Source organism: Vibrio sp. RM-69-4, from assembly GCF_024743775.1.
Taxonomy (GTDB): domain Bacteria; phylum Pseudomonadota; class Gammaproteobacteria; order Enterobacterales; family Vibrionaceae; genus Vibrio; species Vibrio anguillarum.
Map to the genome: position 1 here is coordinate 21,500 of NZ_JAMQXI010000008.1, position 23,543 is coordinate 45,042.

General features: G+C 46.7%; 20 protein-coding genes. 10 read left to right on the forward strand and 10 right to left on the reverse strand.

Going from position 1 to position 23,543, the window contains the following annotated elements; genetic code table 11:
* Positions 1-4: 4 nt before the first annotated feature.
* A complete protein-coding gene (locus NB504_RS00790) occupies positions 5-1,528 on the reverse strand; it encodes a YifB family Mg chelatase-like AAA ATPase (protein ID WP_017046355.1) in 1,524 nt (507 codons plus the stop codon).
* 477 nt (positions 1,529-2,005) lie between these two features.
* Between NB504_RS00790 and ilvG the strand changes: the two genes are divergently transcribed.
* The 6 genes from ilvG (at position 2,006) to NB504_RS00820 (ending at position 9,415) form a co-directional block, all read left to right on the forward strand.
* Positions 2,006-3,652, forward strand: a complete 1,647-nt coding sequence (gene ilvG, locus NB504_RS00795) for an acetolactate synthase 2 catalytic subunit (protein ID WP_017044151.1) — start codon at positions 2,006-2,008, stop codon at positions 3,650-3,652.
* Positions 3,652-3,936, forward strand: a complete 285-nt coding sequence (gene ilvM / locus NB504_RS00800; protein ID WP_010319930.1) for an acetolactate synthase 2 small subunit — start codon at positions 3,652-3,654, stop codon at positions 3,934-3,936. The genes ilvG and ilvM overlap by 1 nt, the downstream gene beginning before the upstream one ends.
* A 12-nt stretch (positions 3,937-3,948) precedes the next feature.
* On the forward strand, positions 3,949-4,887 hold the full coding sequence (ilvE, locus tag NB504_RS00805) for a branched-chain-amino-acid transaminase (protein ID WP_010319931.1): 939 nt from the start codon (positions 3,949-3,951) through the stop codon (positions 4,885-4,887).
* 16 nt (positions 4,888-4,903) lie between these two features.
* Positions 4,904-6,745, forward strand: coding sequence for a dihydroxy-acid dehydratase (gene ilvD / locus NB504_RS00810; protein WP_017046358.1), 1,842 nt, complete (start codon positions 4,904-4,906; stop codon positions 6,743-6,745).
* Between the two features lie 3 nt (positions 6,746-6,748).
* Complete coding sequence (gene ilvA / locus NB504_RS00815) at positions 6,749-8,287, forward strand: threonine ammonia-lyase, biosynthetic (RefSeq protein ID WP_094151150.1); 1,539 nt, start codon at positions 6,749-6,751, stop codon at positions 8,285-8,287.
* A 147-nt stretch (positions 8,288-8,434) separates the two neighbouring features.
* Positions 8,435-9,415, forward strand: coding sequence for an MDR family oxidoreductase (locus NB504_RS00820; RefSeq protein ID WP_258428085.1), 981 nt, complete (start codon positions 8,435-8,437; stop codon positions 9,413-9,415).
* Between the two features lie 46 nt (positions 9,416-9,461).
* Here the strand turns inward: NB504_RS00820 and NB504_RS00825 are convergent, their stop codons facing one another.
* Entirely contained in the window at positions 9,462-10,406 is a 945-nt protein-coding gene (locus tag NB504_RS00825) for a LysR family transcriptional regulator (RefSeq protein ID WP_017044147.1), read from the reverse strand.
* 155 nt (positions 10,407-10,561) lie between these two features.
* Positions 10,562-10,747: a hypothetical protein gene (locus tag NB504_RS00830; protein ID WP_088720682.1), complete on the reverse strand. Its 186-nt coding sequence runs from the start codon at positions 10,745-10,747 to the stop codon at positions 10,562-10,564.
* Positions 10,748-10,880: 133 nt separating this feature from the next.
* Between NB504_RS00830 and tusA the strand changes: the two genes are divergently transcribed.
* Positions 10,881-11,129, forward strand: a complete 249-nt coding sequence (gene tusA, locus NB504_RS00835) for a sulfurtransferase TusA (protein WP_010319937.1) — start codon at positions 10,881-10,883, stop codon at positions 11,127-11,129.
* A 99-nt stretch (positions 11,130-11,228) separates the two neighbouring features.
* On the opposite strand, the gene NB504_RS00840 is transcribed toward tusA, so the two are convergent.
* Both NB504_RS00840 and NB504_RS00845 read right to left on the reverse strand, forming a co-directional pair.
* Entirely contained in the window at positions 11,229-11,489 is a 261-nt protein-coding gene (locus NB504_RS00840) for a hypothetical protein (RefSeq protein ID WP_010319938.1), read from the reverse strand.
* A 155-nt stretch (positions 11,490-11,644) separates the two neighbouring features.
* Positions 11,645-12,199 (reverse strand): TMEM165/GDT1 family protein, encoded by a 555-nt coding sequence (locus tag NB504_RS00845; protein ID WP_017046363.1) that lies wholly within the window; start codon positions 12,197-12,199, stop codon positions 11,645-11,647.
* 414 nt (positions 12,200-12,613) lie between these two features.
* Between NB504_RS00845 and glyQ the strand changes: the two genes are divergently transcribed.
* From glyQ to NB504_RS00860, 3 genes are all read left to right on the forward strand, one after another.
* Positions 12,614-13,531: a glycine--tRNA ligase subunit alpha gene (glyQ, locus tag NB504_RS00850; protein WP_013855568.1), complete on the forward strand. Its 918-nt coding sequence runs from the start codon at positions 12,614-12,616 to the stop codon at positions 13,529-13,531.
* A 1-nt stretch (position 13,532) separates the two neighbouring features.
* Positions 13,533-15,614 (forward strand): glycine--tRNA ligase subunit beta, encoded by a 2,082-nt coding sequence (gene glyS, locus NB504_RS00855; protein ID WP_019281084.1) that lies wholly within the window; start codon positions 13,533-13,535, stop codon positions 15,612-15,614.
* A 213-nt stretch (positions 15,615-15,827) separates the two neighbouring features.
* The gene (locus NB504_RS00860) at positions 15,828-17,075 is read left to right on the forward strand and encodes a valine--pyruvate transaminase (protein ID WP_258428086.1); all 1,248 of its coding nucleotides are present in this window, start codon (positions 15,828-15,830) and stop codon (positions 17,073-17,075) included.
* Between the two features lie 68 nt (positions 17,076-17,143).
* On the opposite strand, the gene NB504_RS00865 is transcribed toward NB504_RS00860, so the two are convergent.
* From NB504_RS00865 to dnaN, 5 genes are all read right to left on the reverse strand, one after another.
* Positions 17,144-17,581, reverse strand: a complete 438-nt coding sequence (locus tag NB504_RS00865) for an Hsp20 family protein (protein ID WP_010319943.1) — start codon at positions 17,579-17,581, stop codon at positions 17,144-17,146.
* A gap of 536 nt (positions 17,582-18,117) precedes the next feature.
* Positions 18,118-18,390 carry a GreA/GreB family elongation factor gene (locus NB504_RS00870; RefSeq protein ID WP_017046366.1) on the reverse strand — a complete coding sequence of 91 codons (273 nt, stop codon included), beginning with the start codon at positions 18,388-18,390 and terminating at the stop codon, positions 18,118-18,120.
* 507 nt (positions 18,391-18,897) lie between these two features.
* Positions 18,898-21,315 (reverse strand): DNA topoisomerase (ATP-hydrolyzing) subunit B, encoded by a 2,418-nt coding sequence (gene gyrB / locus NB504_RS00875; protein WP_013855574.1) that lies wholly within the window; start codon positions 21,313-21,315, stop codon positions 18,898-18,900.
* 19 nt (positions 21,316-21,334) lie between these two features.
* Positions 21,335-22,414: a DNA replication/repair protein RecF gene (recF, locus tag NB504_RS00880; RefSeq protein ID WP_013855575.1), complete on the reverse strand. Its 1,080-nt coding sequence runs from the start codon at positions 22,412-22,414 to the stop codon at positions 21,335-21,337.
* Between the two features lie 9 nt (positions 22,415-22,423).
* Complete coding sequence (gene dnaN / locus NB504_RS00885) at positions 22,424-23,524, reverse strand: DNA polymerase III subunit beta (protein WP_088720678.1); 1,101 nt, start codon at positions 23,522-23,524, stop codon at positions 22,424-22,426.
* Between the last annotated feature and the right edge of the window lie 19 nt (positions 23,525-23,543).

A 23,543-nucleotide genomic window follows, 5' to 3' on the forward strand; every position in this document is an offset into this window, starting at 1 on the left:
TTCATTACACCGCTTGTGCGGTCAGTTGTTTCAACAAGCGGTCCATAGCTCGATAGCCGAGCGCTTCCGCTAGATGGGGCTTAGCAATCTGCTCGGCCCCTTCTAAATCAGCAATCGTACGCGCCACTTTGATAATGCGATGATACGCGCGGATGGAGAGCCCTAGGCGGTGCAGTGCATTTTCCAAAAATTCGGCGTCAGCCTTACTTAAAGGGCAATACTGTTCAATTTCTCGGCTCCCCAACAAAGCATTAACCTTACCATTACGAATCACCATCCGTTCACGAGCAATCAGCACTCTTTCTTTAACCACAGCCGTTGCTTCACCTCTTTCGCCGCCATTTGCCAGCATTCCTTTGGGAAGCGAGGGGATTTCTATCGACATGTCAAAGCGATCAAGCAATGGCCCCGATAAGCGTCCCAAATAGCGCAAAATACTCTGCGGGTTGGCTCTGGCTTGCGTGCCTTCGTAATAGCCGGTTGGGCTGGGGTTCAACGCTCCCACTAATTGAAAGCGAGCTGGAAAACGCGTTTTGCCTTGCGCTCTTGAAATAATAATTTCACCTGACTCTAATGGCTCACGCAATGAGTCGAGCACTTTTCGTTCAAATTCCGGCATTTCATCAAGAAACAATAACCCATTGTGTGCCAAAGAAATTTCCCCCGGCCTCGGAATAGAACCGCCACCGACCAGCGCCGCCATTGAACTGGAATGATGAGGCGAGCGAAATGGCCTTTGCTTCCAGTTGTGCTGGTTAATGTCTTGTGGAGTCAGAGAAGCAACCGAAGCGGTTTCCATCGCTTCATCCTCATTCATTTCTGGTAATAAATCACACAACCGAGAGGCAAGCATGGTTTTACCCGTTCCGGGTGGACCGAGAAAAAGCAGATTATGGTTGCCCGCGGCTGCGATTTCTAACGCTCGCTTTCCTTGCTGTTGACCAATGATATCTTGCAGATCGCGAGTACTTTTCGCTTGGCACGGTTTAGGTTCGGTTTGAAAAAGAGAGAGGGTTTGCTGGCCACACAAATCAGCACACACCTCAAGCAGCGTTTGCGCCGATTTATGCTGATCCTTTGCCACTAACGCAGCTTGATCACCATTACCATGAGGCACAACCAAACAGCGCTTGGCTCGATTCGCAGCTAAAGCGGCGGGTAATACACCTTTAACAGGACGCAACTCACCAGATAAGGCTAATTCACCAATAAACTCATACCCATCTAACTTCGTTAGCGCTATCTGCTGTGAGGCCGCCAAAATACCCAACGCGATCGGTAAATCAAATCGACCACCCTCTTTGGGGAGATCCGCAGGGGCTAGATTGACCGTAATACGCTTGGCGGGAAACTCAAAACGGGAATTAATGATAGCGCTGCGCACGCGATCACGAGACTCTTTGACCGTCGTTTCTGGCAAGCCGACCAACGTAAAACCAGGCATACCATTGCTAATATGTACTTCAACTGTCACTGTCGGTGCTTGCACGCCAACACTGGCTCGGCTGTGAATAATTGCGAGTCCCATTTCATTCCTTTGTGGTTGTTTAAAAAGTGTTCGTTCTGTTTCTGCGCCCTTATTTGCACACGAGAGATTGTTATATAGCTTGTTGTGATGCTGAAAGAATGTGAAAAAAGAATGAGTTTTTGCTTGTCATTTAACGGAATTGTGTGTTACCACTAGAGACGCAAACAATTTCGTAAGATATTACGCCAACTATTTTAAGAATTAAGTGATGAATTTGAACGCTCACATTAACCTACTGCTAAGCCTGATTATCGTGGTCATTATTGATTCCGCGCGGGGGCTAGTGGGCGCAAAATAACCACCAGATTCAAAAGACCCCCGCACTGAAAAGTCCGGGGGTTTTTTTACAACTATTAAACTAAAAAGTTCATACTGGTTGGTGATTACCCAACCCGATATGACAGGAAGAATGGGAGCGCACATGAAGTGCAAACACAACATGGTTTACTGTGCCATACACAGTTTGGGAGGGTTACGATGACAGGAGCACAACTGGTTGTAGCCGCATTAAAGCAGCAGGGAATCAAAACCGTTTTTGGTTATCCCGGCGGCGCTATCATGCCAATCTATGATGCATTATACGATGGCGGTGTAGAACACATCCTCTGTCGCCACGAACAAGGTGCAGCCATGGCGGCGATTGGCATGGCGCGCTCTACACAAGATGTCGCGGTGTGCATGGCCACCTCAGGACCTGGAGCGACCAATTTGGTCACCGGTCTTGCCGATGCATTTCTTGACTCAATCCCCCTCGTCGCCATCACCGGCCAAGTCGCAAGCTCACACATTGGTACCGATGCTTTTCAAGAGATGGACGTGATTGGTATGTCACTCTCTTGCACCAAACACAGCTACCTCGTTACCGATATCCACGATCTCGCACCCACCCTTGCCGAAGCCTTTGAGGTAGCAAAAGCGGGTCGCCCCGGCCCGGTGATTGTGGATATCGCTAAAGATGTACAACTGGCAAAAACCCCCGTGACTGAGCTACCTGCGTTCACTGCGCCAGCCATGCCAGTTGCCAGCCAAGAGCAGCTTCACGCAGCGCAACAACTGCTTTCACAAAGCTCTCGTCCTGTATTGTATGTTGGCGGTGGCGTTCAACTGGCCAAAGCGACCGATTCCGTACGCGAGTTTTTACGCCTCAATCCGATGCCATCAGTAAGCACCTTAAAAGGCTTGGGCACGATTGAGCGTCATGATCCGCACTACCTTGGCATGCTTGGTATGCACGGGACTAAGGCGGCAAACTTGGTCGTTCAAGAGTGTGATTTGCTGATTGTGGTTGGAGCGCGCTTTGATGACCGAGTAACGGGAAAACTGGATACTTTTGCACCACACGCCAAAGTGATTCATATCGATATCGATGCGGCCGAGTTTAATAAACTCCGTATCGCCAATGCGTCACTACGTGGTGACATCAATCTCATTCTTCCACAACTGGAACTGACGCGTGATATCGCACCGTGGGTTCACCACAGTGAAAGTTTGCGCAGTGGCTTTAAGTGGCGCTATGACCACCCGGGCGATCTCATTTTTGCACCATTGTTACTCAAACAACTGTCCGACATGATGCCCGATTCAGCCATCGTCTCAACCGACGTTGGCCAACATCAAATGTGGGCCGCGCAGCACATTCAGCCGCGTGCTCCACAGAACTTCATCACCTCAGCTGGCCTTGGAACTATGGGCTTTGGGTTGCCCGCCTCAATGGGTGCTGCCGTTGCTCGCCCAGATGATCAATCCATTCTCATTTCCGGGGATGGCTCGTTCATGATGAATGTTCAAGAACTTGGTACGCTCAAGCGCCGCCAAATCCCGGTCAAGATGGTACTACTGAACAACCATCGTTTGGGTATGGTGCGCCAATGGCAATCGCTGTTCTTTGATGGCCGCCATAGTGAAACGATTTTGGATGACAACCCAGATTTCGTGATGCTAGCTAAGGCGTTCGATATTCCTGGCAAAACCATCACCAAAAAAGAAGAAGTTGAACCAGCACTTAAAGAAATGCTGGCCAGCAAAACAGCTTATCTGCTTCACGTTTTGATTGATGAAGAAGAAAACGTATGGCCGCTTGTACCACCGGGCGCCTCAAATAGTGATATGTTGGAGAACACCTAATGGATAGATACCTATTAGACATCAAAGCCGATGATAAACCGGTGCTATTAGAGCGTGTTCTGCGCGTGATTCGCCATCGTGGATTTGTGATAAAACAAGTGGCCGCAACGCAAAACCACGCCAGCAAAGTCGCCAGTGTTGAAATCATTGTTGATAGTGATCGCCCCATCAGCACACTGATCAATCAAATTGAAAAATTATGGGATATTCGCAGTGTCGATGTCACCCCAATAAAAAATAACGAACTACCGAATAACAATTTACAACAAAAGATTTGTGCATAAGGAAGGCAATAAATGGCAACAAAAACTGCAGATTACATTTGGTTCAACGGTGAAATGGTGCCGTGGGCAAATGCAAACGTTCATGTACTGACACACGCAATGCACTACGGCACCTCGGTGTTTGAAGGTGTGCGTTGTTATAACACTCCTAAAGGTCCAATCGTCTTCCGTCATAAAGAGCACGCTCAACGCCTGAAAGATTCAGCAAAAATTTACCGTTTCCCTATCCCCTATACGATAGAAGAAATCATGGAAGCGACACGTGAAACATTGCGCGTCAATAAACTGGATTCAGCCTACATTCGCCCACTTGGCTTTGTTGGCAACGTCGGCCTTGGCGTTTGCCCCCCAGTGAACACTGAAATGGAGTTAATCATTGCCGCCTTCCCTTGGGGTGCTTACTTAGGTGATGAAGCGCTAGAAAATGGTGTGGATGCGATGGTTTCTAGCTGGCATCGCGCTGCGCCAAACACCATTCCAACCGCAGCCAAAGCGGGTGGTAACTATTTATCGTCTCTGCTTGTCGGTGGTGAAGCTCGTCGTCATGGCTATGCCGAAGGTATCGCCTTAAGCGTGGATGGTTATTTATCTGAAGGTGCAGGCGAAAACATTTTCGTCATCAAAAACGGTGTGCTGCTCACGCCACCAACCACCAGCTCCATCTTGCCGGGTATCACGCGTGATTCGATCATGACGCTGGCTAAAGAGATGGGCTACGAAGTGCGTGAAGTGAACATTGCGCGTGAAGCTCTCTACCTTGCTGACGAAATTTTTATGACTGGCACCGCCGCCGAAATCGTCCCTGTACGGAGCGTAGACCAAATTACGGTTGGAGAGGGCAAACGTGGGCCAATCACGAAAGTGATGCAAGAAGCTTACTTTGGCCTATTTAACGGTACCACTGAAGACAAGTGGGGCTGGTTGGATTACGTGTACCCACAACCGAAGTAATAGAGGACGATAGACAATGCCAAAGTATAGATCCGCAACGACGACACACGGACGTAATATGGCTGGAGCGCGCGCATTATGGCGCGCCACTGGCGTCAAAGATGAAGATTTCGGTAAGCCGATTATTGCGGTGGTTAACTCGTTCACTCAATTCGTACCGGGCCACGTGCACCTCAAAGATATGGGGCAATTGGTTGCGGGTGAAATCGAAAAAGCCGGCGGCATCGCCAAAGAATTTAATACCATCGCGGTAGATGATGGTATCGCCATGGGACATGGCGGCATGCTGTACTCACTGCCCTCACGCGAGTTGATCGCAGACTCTGTCGAGTACATGGTTAATGCGCACTGCGCTGATGCGATGGTCTGCATTTCCAACTGCGACAAAATCACCCCTGGGATGATGATGGCGGCACTGCGCATTAATATTCCCGTCATCTTTGTTTCTGGCGGGCCAATGGAAGCGGGTAAAACCAAGCTTTCTGATCAAATCATCAAACTCGATTTAGTCGATGCGATGATCCAAGGCGCGGACCCTAAAGTCTCCGACGCACAAAGTGAACAAATTGAACGCTCGGCCTGCCCAACCTGTGGTTCTTGTTCTGGCATGTTTACCGCCAACTCAATGAACTGTCTCACCGAAGCGTTGGGGCTTTCTCAACCAGGTAATGGTTCGATGTTGGCCACGCATGCCGATCGTGAAGCGCTCTTCATCAACGCAGGTAAACGCATTGTTGAATTAACCAAGCGTTACTACGAGCAAGATGATGCATCCGCCTTACCGCGTAATATTGCCAACAAAGCCGCGTTCGAAAATGCGATGGCACTCGATATTGCTATGGGGGGCTCAACCAACACGGTATTGCACCTATTAGCAGGCGCTCAAGAAGGTGAAATCGATTTTGACATGGGTGATATCGACCGCATGTCACGCCGCGTACCTCATCTGTGTAAAGTCGCGCCATCGACTCAAAAATATCACATGGAAGATGTACACCGCGCGGGTGGCGTGATGGCGATTCTTGGTGAATTGGATCGCGCCGGTCTCATCAACAATCAAACTCGCACCGTGTTGGGTTTATCGATGAAAGAGCAGCTGGCTCAATACGACATTATGCAAACGCAAGATGAAGACGTCTTAACCTTTTTCCGTGCCGGTCCTGCGGGTATTCGTACCACTAAAGCCTTCTCACAACAATGCCGATGGGATCGCCTCGATGACGATCGCAAAGAAGGCTGTATTCGTACCAAAGAGCATGCTTTTAGCCAAGATGGTGGCCTAGCCGTCCTATCAGGCAACATTGCCGTTGACGGCTGTATTGTCAAGACAGCAGGGGTTGATGAAGGTAGCCTGAAATTTGCAGGCCCAGCCGTGGTCTTTGAAAGCCAAGAAAGTGCCGTTGAAGGTATTTTAGGCGGTAAAGTGAAGGCTGGTGATGTTGTCGTCATCCGCTATGAAGGCCCGAAAGGCGGCCCGGGTATGCAAGAAATGCTTTACCCAACCACGTACCTCAAATCAATGGGGCTAGGCAAAGAGTGCGCGCTACTGACTGACGGTCGTTTCTCTGGGGGGACTTCCGGTTTATCAATTGGTCACGTTTCTCCAGAAGCTGCGAACGGCGGAACGATAGGTTTGGTGAATTCTGGGGATATTATCGCCATCGATATTCCAAACCGCTCCATTACGCTCAACGTTTCAGAAGCTGAACTGGCTGAGCGCCGCGTAAAACAAGACCAGCTCGGTTGGAAACCTGTCAATCGCCAACGTGAAGTCTCTTTGGCATTGAAAGCCTACGCAAGTATGGCCACCAGCGCTGATAAAGGGGCTGTTCGAGACAAATCTAAGCTAGAGGGCTAGCGGATGAGCGACTCAGGTAACGCAACTCAAACTGGCGCAGATTATCTGCGCCAGATCCTGCGCGCCCCCGTGTATGACGTCGCAACGGTGACGCCACTGCAGGATATGCCTCGCTTATCGGCGCGCATCAAAAATCGCGTTCAGCTCAAGCGTGAAGATCGCCAGCCTGTGCACTCTTTTAAATTACGCGGCGCTTATAATATGGTGTCGAGTTTATCTGAGGTGCAAAAACAAGCTGGGGTGATTGCCGCGTCAGCAGGCAACCACGCGCAGGGAATGGCTCTATCGGGCACAAAATTAGGCATTAAAACCACCATTGTGATGCCTAAAACTACCCCTGACATCAAAGTCGAAGCGGTGCGCGGTTTTGGCGGTTTGGTGATTTTGCATGGCAACAACTTTGATGAAGCCAAAGCCGAAGCGGAACGCTTGGCTCACGAGCAAGGTTATACGTTTGTTCCACCGTTCGATCACCCACTGGTCATTGCAGGGCAAGGCACGATTGGCATGGAAATGCTGCAACAAAATGGCCACCTTGATTACATTTTTGTACCCGTCGGCGGTGGCGGTTTAGCCGCTGGGGTCGCGGTGCTGATCAAACAGCTGATGCCAGAAATCAAAGTGATTGCGGTTGAACCTGAAGATTCTGCTTGTTTAAAAGCAGCACTCGATGCAGGTAAACCCGTAGTGCTTGACCAAGTCAGCATGTTTGCCGACGGTGTCGCGGTAAAACGTATTGGTGATGAAACCTTCCGTTTATGTCAGCAATACATTGATGGCCACATCACGGTATCAAGCGATGAAATCTGCTCGGCGGTTAAAGATATCTTCGAAGACACGCGTGCGATTGCCGAACCTTCTGGAGCGCTTGCTCTGGCTGGTCTGAAGAAATTCGCGGAAAAAAATAAGCTGGTGGATAAACAGTTAGGCACCGTACTTTCAGGGGCTAACACCAATTTCCACGGCTTGCGCTACGTGTCGGAGCGATGCGAGCTAGGCGAAAAACGTGAAGGGCTTTTGGCGGTGACCATACCTGAACGTCAAGGCGCGTTTTTTGAGTTTTGCAATATCATTGGCGGCCGTGCGGTCACCGAGTTCAACTATCGCTATAACGATGACAAGCTGGCCAACATTTTCGTCGGTGTACGCCTGTTAAGTGGGCAAGAAGAGCTCGACAACATCATTCACGATTTACGCCAAGGTGGCTACCCTGTGGTGGATCTATCGGATGATGAAATGGCCAAGCTGCATGTGCGTTATATGATTGGAGGCAAACCCTCTAAGCCGCTAAAAGAGCGATTATACAGCTTCGAATTTCCGGAATATCCGGGCGCTCTGCTGAAATTTCTCAGCACGCTTGGTACACACTGGAACATTAGCTTGTTTAATTACCGCAATCATGGCGCCGATTATGGCCGCGTATTGTGTGGTTTTGAACTCGAAGAGAGCGATTTAAACCGCTTCTCCGCTCACCTTAGAGAATTGGGTTACCAATGCAAAGATGAGACGGACAATCCTTCATACCAGTTCTTCTTATCCTAAAGCTCAATGCCAGTCCCACGACTGGCATTTTTTATGAGTGATGCATAATACGCATAGAACCAATGCTAAAGTTTCATTTTAGTCATAGTTAATTCAGTACTACACTTAGCGACATCTTATGCTTGCTGTGCCAATCTGGAGATCCGAATGTTTAAAGCGTTAATCCTTAATCAACAAGAAAAAAACACAGTTGCCACCATTGAACAAATCGACGAATCACAATTACCGCAAGGTGAAGTTTTAGTCGCGGTCGATTACTCATCATTGAATTACAAAGATGGTTTAGCCATTACAGGTAAAGGCAAAATCATTCGCAATTTCCCTATGGTACCGGGCATTGATCTTGCGGGAACCGTACTTGAATCCCAAGATACTCGCTACCAAACCGGTGATAAAGTTGTACTAACCGGTTGGGGAGTGGGTGAAAACCATTGGGGTGGTATGGCGCAAAAAGCACGCTTGAAAGCCGATTGGTTAGTGCCACTCGTGCACGGCCTTGATAGCAAAAAAGCGATGATGATTGGCACTGCTGGCTTTACCGCCATGCTTTGCGTGCAAGCCATTTTAGATGCGGGTATTCAACCGGAAAAGGGTGATATATTGGTGACGGGTGCCAGTGGCGGCGTGGGTTCAGTTGCTGTAACACTATTAGCTAAGCTAGGTTATACAGTTGCTGCGGTAACTGGTCGTGTTGAACAAAATGGTCCACTGCTAGAAAAACTAGGATCAAGCCGCATTATTGATCGCAGCGAATTTGAAGAGCCAGCTCGTCCGCTGGAAAAACAGATTTGGGCTGGCGCGGTCGATACCGTAGGCAGCAAAATGTTAGCCAAAGTGTTAGCTCAAATGGACTACAACAGCACGGTTGCGGCGTGTGGTTTAGCGGGTGGTTTTGATTTACCCACCACCGTCATGCCGTTCATTTTGCGCAATGTACGCCTGCAAGGTGTCGACTCGGTCTCTTGCCCGCTAGAAAAACGCATGGCAGCATGGGAAAGCTTAGCGAAACTGCTACCTGCAAGCTACTTTGAGCAAGCGTGTGAGGAAATCACCCTCGAACAAACAGCGCAATACGCTGAAACGATCACCAATGGTCAAGTGACTGGTCGCGTGGTGATTAAGCTTTAAACCATTCATTCATCAAGCTTTGGTCTTACTCAAAGCTTGATGATTTTTATCCCTCTAACTGCATCTCTTCAATACGCTTAGCAATCAACCGGCTGCACTCTTGTTTGACGATCTGCCTTAACCATTCTTGGGCAGGAGAATGCTCACATCGCGAGTGCCAAATCATAGAGTAGTCAAACGGCGTAAACTGAAACGGTAACGGCTTCACCACCAATGCGTAACGTTCTGCCACTAAATAGGCCAGATCCGCAGGTACCGTAATAATCAATGGCATGGTATCAACAATCGCTAGCGCAGCTTCTAAATGATAGGCTCTGAGCACCATTTTCCGTTTAGGCTGCCCACTTAATGCTTGTTCAATTAAGGCATTAACACCATCACTAATCGCAATCATCGCATGAGGGTATGTCAGGTAATCCGCTAAAGAGATTTGCCGATTCGCCAGCGGATGATGTTGGGAGAGCAAACAAAGCACACCGACTCGCCCAAGCACCTCACTCATCAATGGTGCTACTGGCGACGTTGGGCGACAAATCGCTAAATCAGCCCCTTCATAAGTCAGTTGATCGGCCAACCTATCATGCTGCAAAGGTAAAAACTCAAACGACACGTTTGGTGCCTCTTGATATATCCTTGGTAAAGCAAACGGTAAGATGGTCTGCATTGCGTAATCTGTCGTGGCAATGGTGAAGGTTTGTTCACATTGCTGGGGGTCAAATTCAACAGGTGAAAGGATTTGACGTAGAGACTCCAATGGCTCGCCTAAGGCGCGATTAAGCTCCAGCGCTTTTTCAGTCGCAATGAGATGCTGACCTTGGCGCGTAAAAAGAGGATCATTGAGCAGATCACGTAACCGACCTAATACACGGCTCATGGCTGACTGGCTAAGATTTAAACGCTGGGCCGCTTTACTGACACTGCTCTCTTCTATCAACACTCTCAGTGCAATCAATAAATTCAGATCGCGACGATAGATATCTTCCAACTCCATGCAACAACCCCACTTTTATCATGGCAAATAGGCTCAGTGTACGCGTTAGGCAAAAAAAATCCCGCCTTTCAGCGGGGAAGCCCAAGAAAATGGGGATAGTGTCGGAATGTGTTACGTGTCGTATTAGTGCAATGCGTTGATCAATATGTGATGGATTAGTGATTCTGCTCTTCTGAGATGCCTTTCCAAAGATGCATCTCAAGCCAGATCCCAACCAGTGACGCACTGACACCCAAAAGTGGCATCCATGACGTTTCTGCAGGCGTTCGCATCACTAAGGCACAAAATGAGATAAAGCAGAGAACCGAATAAATGGTTAACCTATCAAGCGCTGTTAACATAAGTGCCTCACCAAATTGTTATCAACTTGTTAAGTAAGTTAAAACAAAAAGATCACTTTGCCAAGTGGTTATTGAATATTTTTTCCTCGCCAGTATTATCTACGCCTTGCGATAACATCGATTAGGTTTGACTATGACATTTGATCCGGCACTTGCCACACAAACACTCGAAGCCGAAGGATTGCGCTGTCCCGAGCCTGTAATGATGGTCAGAAAAACCATTCGAACCATGCAAGATGGCGAAATTTTACTAGTGAAAGCCGATGACCCGTCAACCACTCGAGACATTCCCAGTTTTTGCCGCTTTATGGATCATCAGTTAATTGCGGAGAAAGTGGACACATTGCCCTATCTCTATTTAATTAAGAAAGGATTGAGTTAAGCCTCGATCTAAGTAATGCGTACGCAAAAGAAAAGGCGACCTCAAAAAGGCCGCCTTTTGCTATTGATTCATTGATTCATTGATTCATTGCGGTGCACACTACTCATTAAACTCGATGGTGCGGATCTCTGATTGCAGTTTTGTTATCTGCTTTTGCAGGGTTCGAATTTCATCGTGCATCGGGATAATGTGCGCGACTCGGATCCAAGATTCCACCATTAAGCCACACAATATGATTGCGCCGGCCACCATGGGTAGCCACATTTCCGTCAACGCCATACCCAACAACGTCAGCACAAAACCGAACGTAAACAAGTAACTTTGGCTCTTGGCGGTCATTCCCATATAACGTGTCAGCATATGCATTCCCTCTTAGACTTGCATCATCTAGCACTACAGTAACATGACCAGTATGGCATAAATTTGTCACTCATCACGCAACCGTAGACGTTGGGCGACAAGTTGAGTAATAAATTGTGTCACGCTCACTCGCCCAATCATCTAATCGATTGGAATTACCAAATCGCCGCGCCGATCGCTAATATCAAAAAGAGTACCGCCGTGATTTTACGAATAAGTCCTAGCGGCATTTTATCGGCGGATAATTTACCAATCAGCACCACAGGTACGTTAGCCAGCAACATACCAATCGTCGTTCCGAGCACCACCCACAGTAGAGCATCCGCATATTGCGCACCAAGAATAGACGTTGCTATTTGGGTTTTATCGCCAATTTCAGCGACAAAAAAGGCGATGAAGCTAGCGACAAAAGGGCCTCGATTGGTAATTTTTTCATCACCGTCGAGTTTGTCTGGAATTAACACCCAACCCGCCATGGCAAGGAAGCTGGCGACCAACACCCATTTAAGGATTTCTGGTGACAGGTAGTCGGCAACGACCACGCCCAGCCAAGCAGCGAGTGCATGGTTAACCATCGTTGCGACAAAAATGGCGGCAATAATAGGCAAAGGTTTACGATAACGACTGGCTAGCAGCAGAGAAAGCAGTTGGGTTTTATCGCCAATTTCAGCTAAGGCGACGGTAGTAATTGAAATAGCTAATACGCTCACGACAGGCTCAATGGGGCGGGATAATTATAATAACCATAGACAAACGCCACTCCCCGCCCCGGTTTGTGATGTTTGTCTAAGGTCTTGCTAAGCTAAAATGACTTTAGCCTCGAACGCCACGGTGATTTGGCACCAATTATGTTGACGAACGAACCGTTAAGATAAGAAATCTCACTGGTAAGCTACTCCCCAAAGACGGCGCAATTCTAATCAGGCCGAGTGAAAATCTCAAGTTAGAAATAAGTCAAAATCGTTCATGTGTAGGAATTTGGCACAATCGATGCGATAAATTCGACCAAAACGGATTTTCGACCATTAATTAAGCAAGATTACCCCTACTCGCTGAGCGAATATCTGGGTATACTTGTTCGTTATTTTCATCCATTCAGACAGAAGAATCGCGCGAACCTGACTATGCAAAAATACGATATCAAAACCTTTCAGGGTATGATCCTCGCGCTGCAGGATTATTGGGCCCAACAAGGCTGTACCATTGTTCAACCATTAGACATGGAAGTTGGTGCAGGAACCTCTCACCCAATGACATGCCTGCGAGCTTTAGGCCCAGAGCCCATTGCAACGGCGTATGTTCAACCCTCTCGTCGTCCAACGGACGGTCGTTATGGTGAAAACCCAAACCGCCTGCAACACTATTACCAATTCCAAGTCATCATCAAACCTTCACCAGACAACATTCAAGAGTTGTATTTAGGGTCTTTAGAGGTGCTCGGTGTTGACCCACTAGTACACGATATTCGTTTCGTGGAAGATAACTGGGAAAACCCAACCTTAGGTGCTTGGGGTCTTGGCTGGGAAGTGTGGCTAAACGGCATGGAAGTAACTCAATTTACTTACTTCCAACAAGTCGGTGGCCTTGAGTGCAAACCTGTAACCGGCGAAATCACTTACGGTATTGAACGTCTTGCCATGTATATTCAAGGCGTGGATTCAGTGTATGACTTAGTCTGGACAGATGGCCCATTAGGTAAAGTCACCTATGGTGACATTTACCATCAAAATGAAGTCGAACAATCCACTTACAACTTCGAACACGCGGATGTCGATTTTCTTTTCACTTTCTTCGACCAGTGCGAAAAAGAGTGTAAGCATCTACTTGAGCTAGAAAAACCGCTGCCACTTCCTGCCTATGAGCGTATTTTGAAAGCGGGCCATGCCTTTAACCTATTGGACGCGCGTAAAGCGATTTCGGTGACAGAACGTCAACGTTACATCCTACGCATCCGTAACCTGACCAAAGCGGTTGCAGAAGCGTACTACGCATCTCGTGAAGCACTCGGCTTCCCTATGTGTAAAAAGGGTGAGGACAAATAAGATGGCAAAAGAATTTCTAATTGAATTAGGCACAGAAGAGCTACCACCAAAACAACTTCGCACTTTGGCTGAAGCGTTTGCGGCTAACTTTGCCGCAGAATTGAAAACCGCTGAACTGGCACACGAAGGCATCAAATGGTTTGCAACCCCTCGCCGTTTAGCACTGAAAGTGACCAACTTGGCCCAAGGTCAAGCGGATAAAGTGGTCGAAAAACGTGGCCCCGCTATTTCTGTTGCTTTTGATGCCGATGGCAATCCAACCAAAGCAGCACAAGGCTGGGCGCGTGGTAACGGCATTACTGTTGAGCAAGCGGATCGCCTAACAACAGAACAAGGTGAATGGCTACTGTTCAAACAGGAAGTCAAAGGCCAAGATGCCAAAGCCATTGTGGTTGAACTTGCCGCCAAAGCGTTAGCAAACTTGCCTATCGCCAAACCCATGCGCTGGGGTGATAAAGAAACACAATTTATCCGCCCAGTAAAAACTCTGACTATTTTGATGGGTGATGAACTGATCGAAGGTGAGATCTTAGGCGTAGCTTCTGCGCGCACCATTCGTGGTCACCGCTTTATGGGCGAAAAAGAGTTCACCATCGATTCAGCAGAACAATACCCAGCGATTTTAGAACAGCGCGGTAAAGTGATCGCCGATTACGATGCGCGTAAAGCGATAATTATTGCGGATGCACAAAAAGCAGCGCTACAGGTTGGCGGTGTTGCCGATCTTGACGATGACTTGGTTGAAGAAGTGACCTCACTGGTTGAATGGCCAGTGGTGCTTACGGCTAAATTTGAAGAAAAATTCCTTAAAGTACCGTCAGAAGCTTTGGTTTACACCATGAAAGGTGACCAAAAATACTTCCCGGTTTATTCTCATCAGATGAGCGACGCGAATAAGCAATTGCTGCCTAACTTTATTTTCGTCTCTAACATCGAGTCGAAAGAGCCTCGCCATGTTATCGAAGGCAACGAGAAAGTCGTTCGTCCACGCTTAGCGGACGCAGAATTCTTCTTTAATACCGATCTCAAAAGCAAATTAGTCGATCGTCTACCACGACTAGAAACCGCGATTTTCCAGCAGCAGTTGGGTACGATTAAAGATAAAACTGACCGTATTACTGAACTGGCTGGTTACATTGCAGAACAGATTGGCGCGGATGTAGAAAAATCAAAACGTGCGGGCTTACTGGCTAAATGCGATTTGATGACCTCAATGGTGTTTGAATTTACCGACACGCAAGGCGTGATGGGTATGCATTATGCTCGCCATGACGGAGAAGCAGAAGAAGTCGCCGTTGCACTAAACGAACAGTACATGCCACGCTTTGCTGGCGATGCTCTGCCAACCAATGGCGTTTCCGCCGCTGTGGCAATCGCAGACAAGCTAGACACCATAGTCGGCATCTTCGGTATTGGCCAAGCACCAAAAGGCTCGGATCCCTTTGCTCTGCGTCGCGCATCACTGGGTGTACTGCGCATCATCGTTGAATACGGCTATAACTTGGACTTAGTTGACCTCGTAGCAAAAGCGAAATCGCTGTTTGGTGATCGCCTTACCAACGACAACGTTGAGCACGATGTAATTGAGTTTATGCTTGGCCGTTTCCGTGCTTGGTATCAAGATGAAGGTTTTAGCGTCGACATCATCCAAGCTGTACTTGCTCGTCGTCCAACCAAACCCGCTGATTTTGACAAACGTGTTAAAGCGGTTTCCCACTTCCGTGAACTGGAAGCGGCTGAAGCCCTAGCGGCGGCAAACAAGCGTGTCGGTAACATTTTAGCGAAATTTGACGGTGAACTGGCTGCAGAAATCAACCTAACACTTCTTCAAGAAGCGGCCGAAAAAGCCTTAGCGGAAGAAGTGGAAGTGATGACCGAAGCACTAGAACCTGCTTTCGCTACCGGTGATTACCAACAAGCATTGAGCAAGCTGGCAGCACTACGTGAACCTGTTGATGCTTTCTTTGATAATGTCATGGTGATGGCAGACGATGAAGCATTAAAACAAAACCGTTTAACGCTGCTCAACAACTTGCGTAATCTGTTCCTACAAATTGCTGATATTTCACTGCTGCAAAAGTAGTCGCTGATATTTCGGCACACAAATTAATCTATCAAAGCCCAGCGGCCATCCGCTGGGCTTTTTGTTTTATCTGACCGCAGTGTGTTATTTGGCGAAAAATAGTGCTTTGACTCGCAAAAACATTGGGGTATGTTCAAGGATTACTCGATGGGCATGGCATCGTTTCATGCCCCTTTATGCAAGCAAATACAAGAATGAATTAGGCAGTCAGCAATGCAGTTTTCGAAATTTGGTGAAAAATTTAATCAGTATTCCGGTATTACCCAGTTAATGGACGATCTCAATGATGGCTTGCGCACTCCCGGAGCCATTATGCTCGGCGGTGGTAACCCAGCCGCCATTCCCGCCATGATTGACTACTTTCATCAAACCAGTGCTGACATGCTTAGCAGTGGTGAACTGATCGCTGCCCTCGCCAACTATGATGGCCCACAAGGTAAAGATCTGTTCGTTAAATCTCTCGCAAAACTGCTCAAAGAAACCTATGGCTGGGAAATCAGTGAAAAGAACATTAGCTTAACCAATGGCAGCCAGAGTGGATTTTTCTATCTATTTAATCTGTTTGCTGGCCAGCAAGCTGATGGTTCACATAAGAAAATTTTACTGCCATTAGCGCCTGAATATATTGGTTATGGTGATGCCGGGATAGATGAAGATATTTTTGTCTCCTATCGCCCAGAAATAGAACTACTCGACAATGGCTTATTCAAATACTACGTGGATTTCGAAACATTGAGCGTGGATTCGTCGGTAGCCGCCATTTGTGCTTCCCGTCCAACCAATCCGACGGGAAATGTGCTCACAGAACAAGAGATCCACAAGCTCGATAAGCTGGCTAGAGAGAACAATATCCCACTGATTATCGACAATGCATACGGCGTTCCATTTCCCAATATCATTTTTGAAGAGATTGAACCCTTTTGGAATGACAACACCATTTTATGCATGAGCCTTTCGAAACTGGGTTTACCCGGTGTGCGCTGCGGTATCGTCATTGCCAACGAAACCATTACCCAAGCATTAACCAACATGAATGGCATCATTAGCTTAGCGCCAGGCAGCATCGGCCCAGCCATTGCTCATCATATGATTGAAAAAGGCGATCTATTAAGGCTCAGTCGCGATGTGATCAAGCCCTTTTACCAGCAGAAATCACAAAGGGCAGTCGAGTTACTCAAGCAAGCCATTAGCGACCCGCGCTTTCGTATCCATAAACCAGAAGGGGCGATCTTTTTATGGCTCTGGTTTGATGAGCTCCCGATCACCACGATGGAACTTTACCAACGTCTAAAAGCCAGAGGAGTATTGATTGTACCGGGTGAATATTTCTTTATTGGTCAACAAGACGATTGGCAACACGCGCATCAGTGTCTGCGCATGAACTACGTGCAAGATGATGAAGCCATGCAAAAGGGCATTCAAATTATTGCTCAAGAAGTGGCATTAGCTTATCAACAGTAATTCATCCTTTCTGCCATGAAAAAGAGCGCCAAAAGGCGCTCTTTCACTACTTTAATGTGGCCAGTAACTTAATTGTTCTCAATTAAGTTTTTGCCATTAATCGCAATTTTACGTGGTTGCATCGCTTCAGGTGTTTCACGTTCAAGATCCACGTGTAGCAAGCCATTTTCCATTGTGGCTCCGAGTACTTTGACATAGTCGGCCAATTGGAATTTACGTTCAAAATCGCGCTCAGCAATACCTTGGTAGACGTAGTTTTTATTCTCTTCGGGTTTACGTTCGCCACGCACAATCAGCGTATTTTCTTGTTGAGTAATCTCAATCTGCTCTTCAGAAAAACCAGCTACCGCCATCGTGATGCGATATTTATTGTCGTCTTGCTGTTCAATATTGTACGGAGGGTAACCCGCAGAGCTATTCTTCGCTGAACTGGATTCCATCATGTTTAATAGACGGTCAAAACCAATTGCGTTGCGGTATAAAGGAGTGAAATCTACTGTTCTCATCATACTATCCTCATCATAAGCAATAGCCTTAGCGCATAGGCGCTAAGCCGTTAGCAGCCATTCTTTCAACATGGAGCTAACAACACATTTAATGATCACAACACAAGGCTCCTCTTAAGAGAGCAAACCTGTGTCGCCATTCCAGAGGTCCTTACGGCATCCTCTTCATTGATAGATATAGGGGCACTAAAATTCTTTTCAAGGATTTTTTGAAAAATTTTTTAGTCCTCGCTAAAGCGAACAGAAACTAGAAAGAGGACATCGAATAAAACTGATACTCCGTAGAGTTACAAAGCCTTCATTAGCAGGATATAGAGTCAATACAGAGACATAAAAAAGCCTAACGATATCATTAGGCTTTATTTTGCACTTTAACCGATGAAAACTTATTTTATTTTCCGCGTTTTTTCCTTTCTTTAACTACACTGCTTTCTTCCATTTTTTCTTGCTTTAATTTCCGCTTTTCTTTTAGGCTAAGTTGCGCTTTTTTCATATCTTTCTTACTCATAGTAATCTCCTTATTTTAACGAAGAAATTTAATTTACACACGTTAGTGACTTTTCAGGAAGAATATTAACCACTTTATATTCTCGCTCTTTTCCTAAAATATATAATTTAAAACACTCTTGTTCACGTAATCCAAAAATAGAAGCGCCTAAATAAGAGTAAAGTGATACGAGACCATCATTAGGGTTGTTCCGCTCACCAAGCACTATAATAATTTGATAAGGTTGACACTTTTCTGTATCAACAAAGCTGACCCTATCTCCAACGTTGACTCGGCGCTCTGCCGTAGAATATCTAGCCAATGATTCTGCTTCTATTCTCTCGAAAAGAGTCAGTAAAATCAGTGGAGACTGATAGGTAACAAATAATCTTGTTATTATTTTACTTTAAAAAAAAACAAGCCAACGCTTAAATAAGTTGATATTTATTACTCCTTACAATAATTCCAAAAATAGATTAGATAATATCCGAAAGTTAGACCTTCGGATTTATTACTGTAAGATAAATAACAAACCCACATCTCCTAAAAAGTAATTAATGAATACTATATCGGCCAAAAAATATAATTCAAGATCATAAAAACCTCTAAAAACATGGAATAAAATAAAATAGTAGATACTTTTTTTTATTGAGAGAAAATCCCAATAAAAAAACGTTTATGAGCTTTTATCCTTAAAGACAACCTAAGATAAGTAGAAAGTGTTGATGCTAAAAATGGTTGCTCCCACGTTGGGTGACTTTGTATTGACCATAAAAAAACACCGCTCTTGCGAAACGGTGTTTTTCGGGATTGTCTTTATAGCAACGACTTAGACATCGAGGTTGGCGACTTTTAAAGCGTTCTCTTCGATGAATGCGCGGCGCGGCTCAACTTGATCACCCATCAAGGTGGTAAACAGTTCATCAGCACCAACAGCATCTTCAATCGTGACTTGCAGCATACGGCGAGATTCAGGATCCATCGTCGTTTCCCACAACTGATCTGGGTTCATTTCACCTAGACCTTTGTAGCGTTGTAGGCTTAGGCCACGACGAGACTCTTTAATTAACCAGTTCAACGCATCAACAAAGTTATCGACAGGTTGAATACGCTCACCACGTTGAATGTAAGCCCCTTCTTCAACTAAGCCATAAAGTGCTTCAGAAAGGTCCGCCAGCTTGCTGTACTCTTTCGAATTGAGCAAATCAGCACTTAATAGATGTTGGTGCGTTACACCATGAGTGCGCACTACAATCTTAGGCTGATAAATACCAAGCTCCGCATTGTGCTCAGTTTCAATGCTGTATTGGCTTGCGCCAACTTCTTTCGCATTTAACTGCTCTACCAGCTGTTTGCCCCACGCTTCTACTACTGCAGAATCAGCGCATTGATCAACAATGATACGCGGCATATAGATGAATTCATGGATCAAGGCGTAAGGGTAGCGGCGGCTCATACGCTCCACCAGTTTAATGGCGACATTGTATTGCTTAACCAAGGTTTCTAACGCTTCACCTGCTAATGCTGGCGCTTGAGGGTTAACATGCAATGAGGCACCATCCAATGCTAAAGCAACTTGGTATTGGTTCATCGCATCTTCATCTTTGATGTACTGCTCTTGCTTGCCTTTTTTCACTTTATACAAAGGCGGTTGAGCAATGTAGATGTAGCCACGCTCAATCAGCTCAGGCATTTGACGATAGAAGAAGGTCAACAGTAGCGTACGGATGTGCGAACCGTCGACGTCCGCATCGGTCATGATGATGATGTTGTGATAACGCAGTTTGTCTGGGTTATATTCATCACGGCCAATGCCACAGCCTAATGCGGTGATAAGCGTTGCGACTTCTTGCGAAGAAAGCATTTTGTCAAAACGTGCTTTTTCAACGTTAAGAATTTTACCTTTCAGCGGCAAAATCGCTTGGTTTTTACGGTTACGTCCCTGCTTGGCAGAACCGCCAGCAGAGTCCCCTTCCACTATGTACAGTTCAGATAGTGCAGGATCTTTTTCTTGGCAGTCGGCGAGTTTACCCGGCAAACCAGCAAGATCTAACGCACCTTTACGACGTGTCATTTCACGCGCTTTACGCGCCGCTTCACGAGCACGAGCCGCATCAATGATTTTTGAACAGACCATTTTGGCTTCACTTGGGTTTTCAGCCAAAAACTCCGCCAATTTCTCACCCATTGCTGACTCAACCGCAGATTTCACCTCGGATGAAACCAATTTATCTTTAGTTTGGCTAGAGAACTTAGGATCCGGCACTTTCACTGAAACCACCGCGGTTAAGCCTTCACGAGCATCATCACCCGAGGTCGCCGCTTGCGCTTTTTTCGAGAAGCCTTCTTTATCCATGAAGGTGTTTAGGGTACGAGTTAACGCCCCACGGAAACCCGCTAAGTGGGCACCACCATCACGTTGAGGAATGTTGTTGGTAAAGCAGTAAATGTTTTCTTGGAAACCATCGTTCCACTGCATCGCCACTTCCACGGTAATCCCATCGTCACGCTCAGAGCTGAAATGGAATACTTTTTCATGGATCGGCGTTTTATTGCGGTTTAAATGGCCAACAAACGCTTTAATACCACCTTCATATCTGAAGTGGTCTTTTTTGTCTTCTTCGCGTTCATCAAACAGTTTGATGGATACACCAGAGTTTAGGAAAGAGAGCTCACGCAGACGCTTAGCTAAAATATCGTAATGGAATTCAATGTTGGTAAAGGTTTCAGCACTTGGCCAAAAACGCAGGGTTGTCCCAGTTTTATCGGTTTCACCCACCACAGCCAACGGCGCTTGTGGCACACCGTGACAATAAGTTTGTGTGTGAATAGCGCCGTTACGGTAGATAGTCAGTAGCACTTTTTCAGACAGCGCGTTGACGACGGACACACCGACACCATGCAGACCACCCGAAACCTTGTATGAGTTGTCATCAAATTTACCGCCCGCATGCAGAACCGTCATAATAACTTCCGCGGCAGAAACTTGTTCTTCTTCGTGAAGGTCGGTAGGAATACCACGGCCATCATCGCTAACTGAAACTGAATTGTCTTCGTGAATAGTCACTACGATGTCTTTACAGTGACCTGCCAACGCTTCATCAATTGAGTTATCCACCACCTCAAAAACCATGTGGTGCAGACCGGTGCCATCATCCGTGTCGCCGATGTACATTCCTGGACGTTTACGAACCGCGTCCAGACCCTTCAGTACCTTAATACTCGATGAATCGTAATTATTCGACATGAGTTACTCTCTCACTATTTTATCCGTGCTCTATTGTGCCATGTTCCACATGAAACATCTTGCTGTTTGACTCAATCATGTCTGCAACTTGGCCTTGCGTAATAGAACTTACAAAAACTTGTGCCCCCGTCGATTTTAAGCAATCCGCTAAACGCTTACGACGATGGCTATCTAATTCGGAAGCAAAGTCATCAATTAAATAGATGCATTGCTTACCTGTCAGCTCGGTTAAGTGTTGTCCTTGTGCGACGCGCAGTGCACACACCATTAATTTAAGCTGACCGCGTGATAGAACATCTTCAACCGGTGTTCCATTGACCTTTATTTTTAAATCCGCTTTGTTCGGGCCACTGAATGTGTAGCCTAGCGATTGATCGCGTTCGAAGTTTTTCTCGAGGATTTGTTGATAGGGCGTCTCTTTTTCCCAACCACGATAATACTTCATTTGCACATCAAATTCTGGCAAAAAACTGCGACACAACGCCTCGGCAACACACTTCATTTGCGTCACATAATGTGTGCGCCATGCATCGATTTGTTCAGCCAAGCGCGCCATCTCCTGATCCCAGTAACTGAGTTCACGATAATGGGTTGCCGTTTTTAACAACGCATTGCGCTGCTTATTGAGGCGCTTAAAACGCCCCCATGCATCATAAAAGGCAGGTTCACTATGAAATACCCCCCAATCAATAAATGCACGTCGTTGTTTTGGTCCATCGGTGAGCAGATCAAACCCTTCCGGATGAATTAATTGCAAAGGTAAAACTTGTGCCAGTTGCGCCAGTTTTTGCCCAGATTGACCGCCTATTTTAACCTCTGTTGAACCGTCACGCTGCTTATTAATGCCAATCGGTAGCTCAAATTGATCCGAGGTCAAAAAACGCCCATGCACAAACAGCTCCTGACACTCATTTTGTATGACGCGTCCGGTTAAGGCGCTTTTGAACGAGCGACCATGACCCAGCAGGTAAATCGCTTCCAGTACACTGGTTTTGCCGCTGCCATTAGGGCCAATAAGAAAGTTAAAGCCTGATGATAATGGGATATCACAGGCTTTAATATTGCGAAATTGTTGGACGATTAAACGAGTCAGCGGCATTGCGCAAACTTAAAGTCGGATCGGCATGACGACATACATCGCGCTGTCGTCATCGCGATTTTCAATCAGCGCGCTGGCGTTGGCGTCAGACATAGATACACGAACCTGTTCACAACGTAATGTATTCAGTACATCGAGCACATAGCTGACGTTAAAACCGATTTCGATGGCGTCGCCTTCAAAGGTGACATCCAACAACTCTTCCGCTTCTTCTTGCTCTGGGTTGTTGGCGGTAATGCGCATTTCATTATCCGCAAGATTAACCCGTACACCGCGAAATTTTTCATTTGAGAGAATCGCGGCACGAGAAAATGCCTGACGTAACTCATCGCAGCCCGTTTCTAAGGTTTTGGTGGTTTGCTGCGGCATAACGCGGCGATAATCAGGGAAGCGGCCATCAACCAGCTTAGAAGTGAAGATGAAGTTATTCACTTGGGCGCGCAAATTTGAGCTACCAATTTGCAGCACAACCGGCTGTTCTGGCGCATCAAGTAACTTGACCAGTTCCTGTACCCCTTTACGCGGCACGATGATCTGTTTATTGGCAAAATCCGCGCTGAGTGCCGTTTGCGAAACCGCCATACGGTGTCCATCGGTTGCCACAGAGCGCAAGGTTGAACCGTCGATTTCAAATAGCATACCGTTCAGGTAATAACGCACATCTTGGTTAGCCATCGAAAACTGGGTTTTCTCAATTAAACTGCGCAGTTCTGCCTGAGTGAGCGACACTTCCACTTCACTTTGCCAATCTTCAATATTAGGAAAGTCACTGGCAGGTAAGGTTGCCAGAGAGAAACGGCTACGGCCAGAACGCATCTGAATGCGATCGCCTTCCAATACCACAGTGATCACGGCGCTATCGGGCAAGCCGCGACAAATATCTAAAAATTTACGCGCAGGGACAGTGATGCTTCCTGCTTCGCACTCACCTTCAAGTGTCACGCGGCTAATCAGTTCGACTTCAAGATCGGTCGCCGTCATCGACAGCACGTTCTCTTCCACTTTGAGCAACAAATTACCAAGAATTGGCAAAGTCGCACGTCCGCCTAATGTTCCAGATACTTGCTGAAGTGGCTTAATGAAGTGGCTACGTTCAATAGTAAATTTCATAGTTAGCTCTTACGATGTT

Coding starts and splice junctions, on each gene's coding strand:
- glyS (WP_019281084.1), top strand. CDS start 13,533: ATGGCAAAAGAATTTCTAATTGAATTAGGCACAGAAGAGCTACCACCA.
- dnaN (WP_088720678.1), bottom strand. CDS start 23,524: ATGAAATTTACTATTGAACGTAGCCACTTCATTAAGCCACTTCAGCAA.
- NB504_RS00860 (WP_258428086.1), top strand. CDS start 15,828: ATGCAGTTTTCGAAATTTGGTGAAAAATTTAATCAGTATTCCGGTATT.
- ilvG (WP_017044151.1), top strand. CDS start 2,006: ATGACAGGAGCACAACTGGTTGTAGCCGCATTAAAGCAGCAGGGAATC.
- ilvA (WP_094151150.1), top strand. CDS start 6,749: ATGAGCGACTCAGGTAACGCAACTCAAACTGGCGCAGATTATCTGCGC.
- glyQ (WP_013855568.1), top strand. CDS start 12,614: ATGCAAAAATACGATATCAAAACCTTTCAGGGTATGATCCTCGCGCTG.
- NB504_RS00830 (WP_088720682.1), bottom strand. CDS start 10,747: ATGTTAACAGCGCTTGATAGGTTAACCATTTATTCGGTTCTCTGCTTT.
- NB504_RS00865 (WP_010319943.1), bottom strand. CDS start 17,581: ATGAGAACAGTAGATTTCACTCCTTTATACCGCAACGCAATTGGTTTT.
- ilvM (WP_010319930.1), top strand. CDS start 3,652: ATGGATAGATACCTATTAGACATCAAAGCCGATGATAAACCGGTGCTA.
- tusA (WP_010319937.1), top strand. CDS start 10,881: ATGACATTTGATCCGGCACTTGCCACACAAACACTCGAAGCCGAAGGA.
- ilvD (WP_017046358.1), top strand. CDS start 4,904: ATGCCAAAGTATAGATCCGCAACGACGACACACGGACGTAATATGGCT.
- NB504_RS00820 (WP_258428085.1), top strand. CDS start 8,435: ATGTTTAAAGCGTTAATCCTTAATCAACAAGAAAAAAACACAGTTGCC.
- NB504_RS00825 (WP_017044147.1), bottom strand. CDS start 10,406: ATGGAGTTGGAAGATATCTATCGTCGCGATCTGAATTTATTGATTGCA.
- NB504_RS00840 (WP_010319938.1), bottom strand. CDS start 11,489: ATGCTGACACGTTATATGGGAATGACCGCCAAGAGCCAAAGTTACTTG.
- gyrB (WP_013855574.1), bottom strand. CDS start 21,315: ATGTCGAATAATTACGATTCATCGAGTATTAAGGTACTGAAGGGTCTG.
- NB504_RS00790 (WP_017046355.1), bottom strand. CDS start 1,528: ATGGGACTCGCAATTATTCACAGCCGAGCCAGTGTTGGCGTGCAAGCA.
- recF (WP_013855575.1), bottom strand. CDS start 22,414: ATGCCGCTGACTCGTTTAATCGTCCAACAATTTCGCAATATTAAAGCC.
- ilvE (WP_010319931.1), top strand. CDS start 3,949: ATGGCAACAAAAACTGCAGATTACATTTGGTTCAACGGTGAAATGGTG.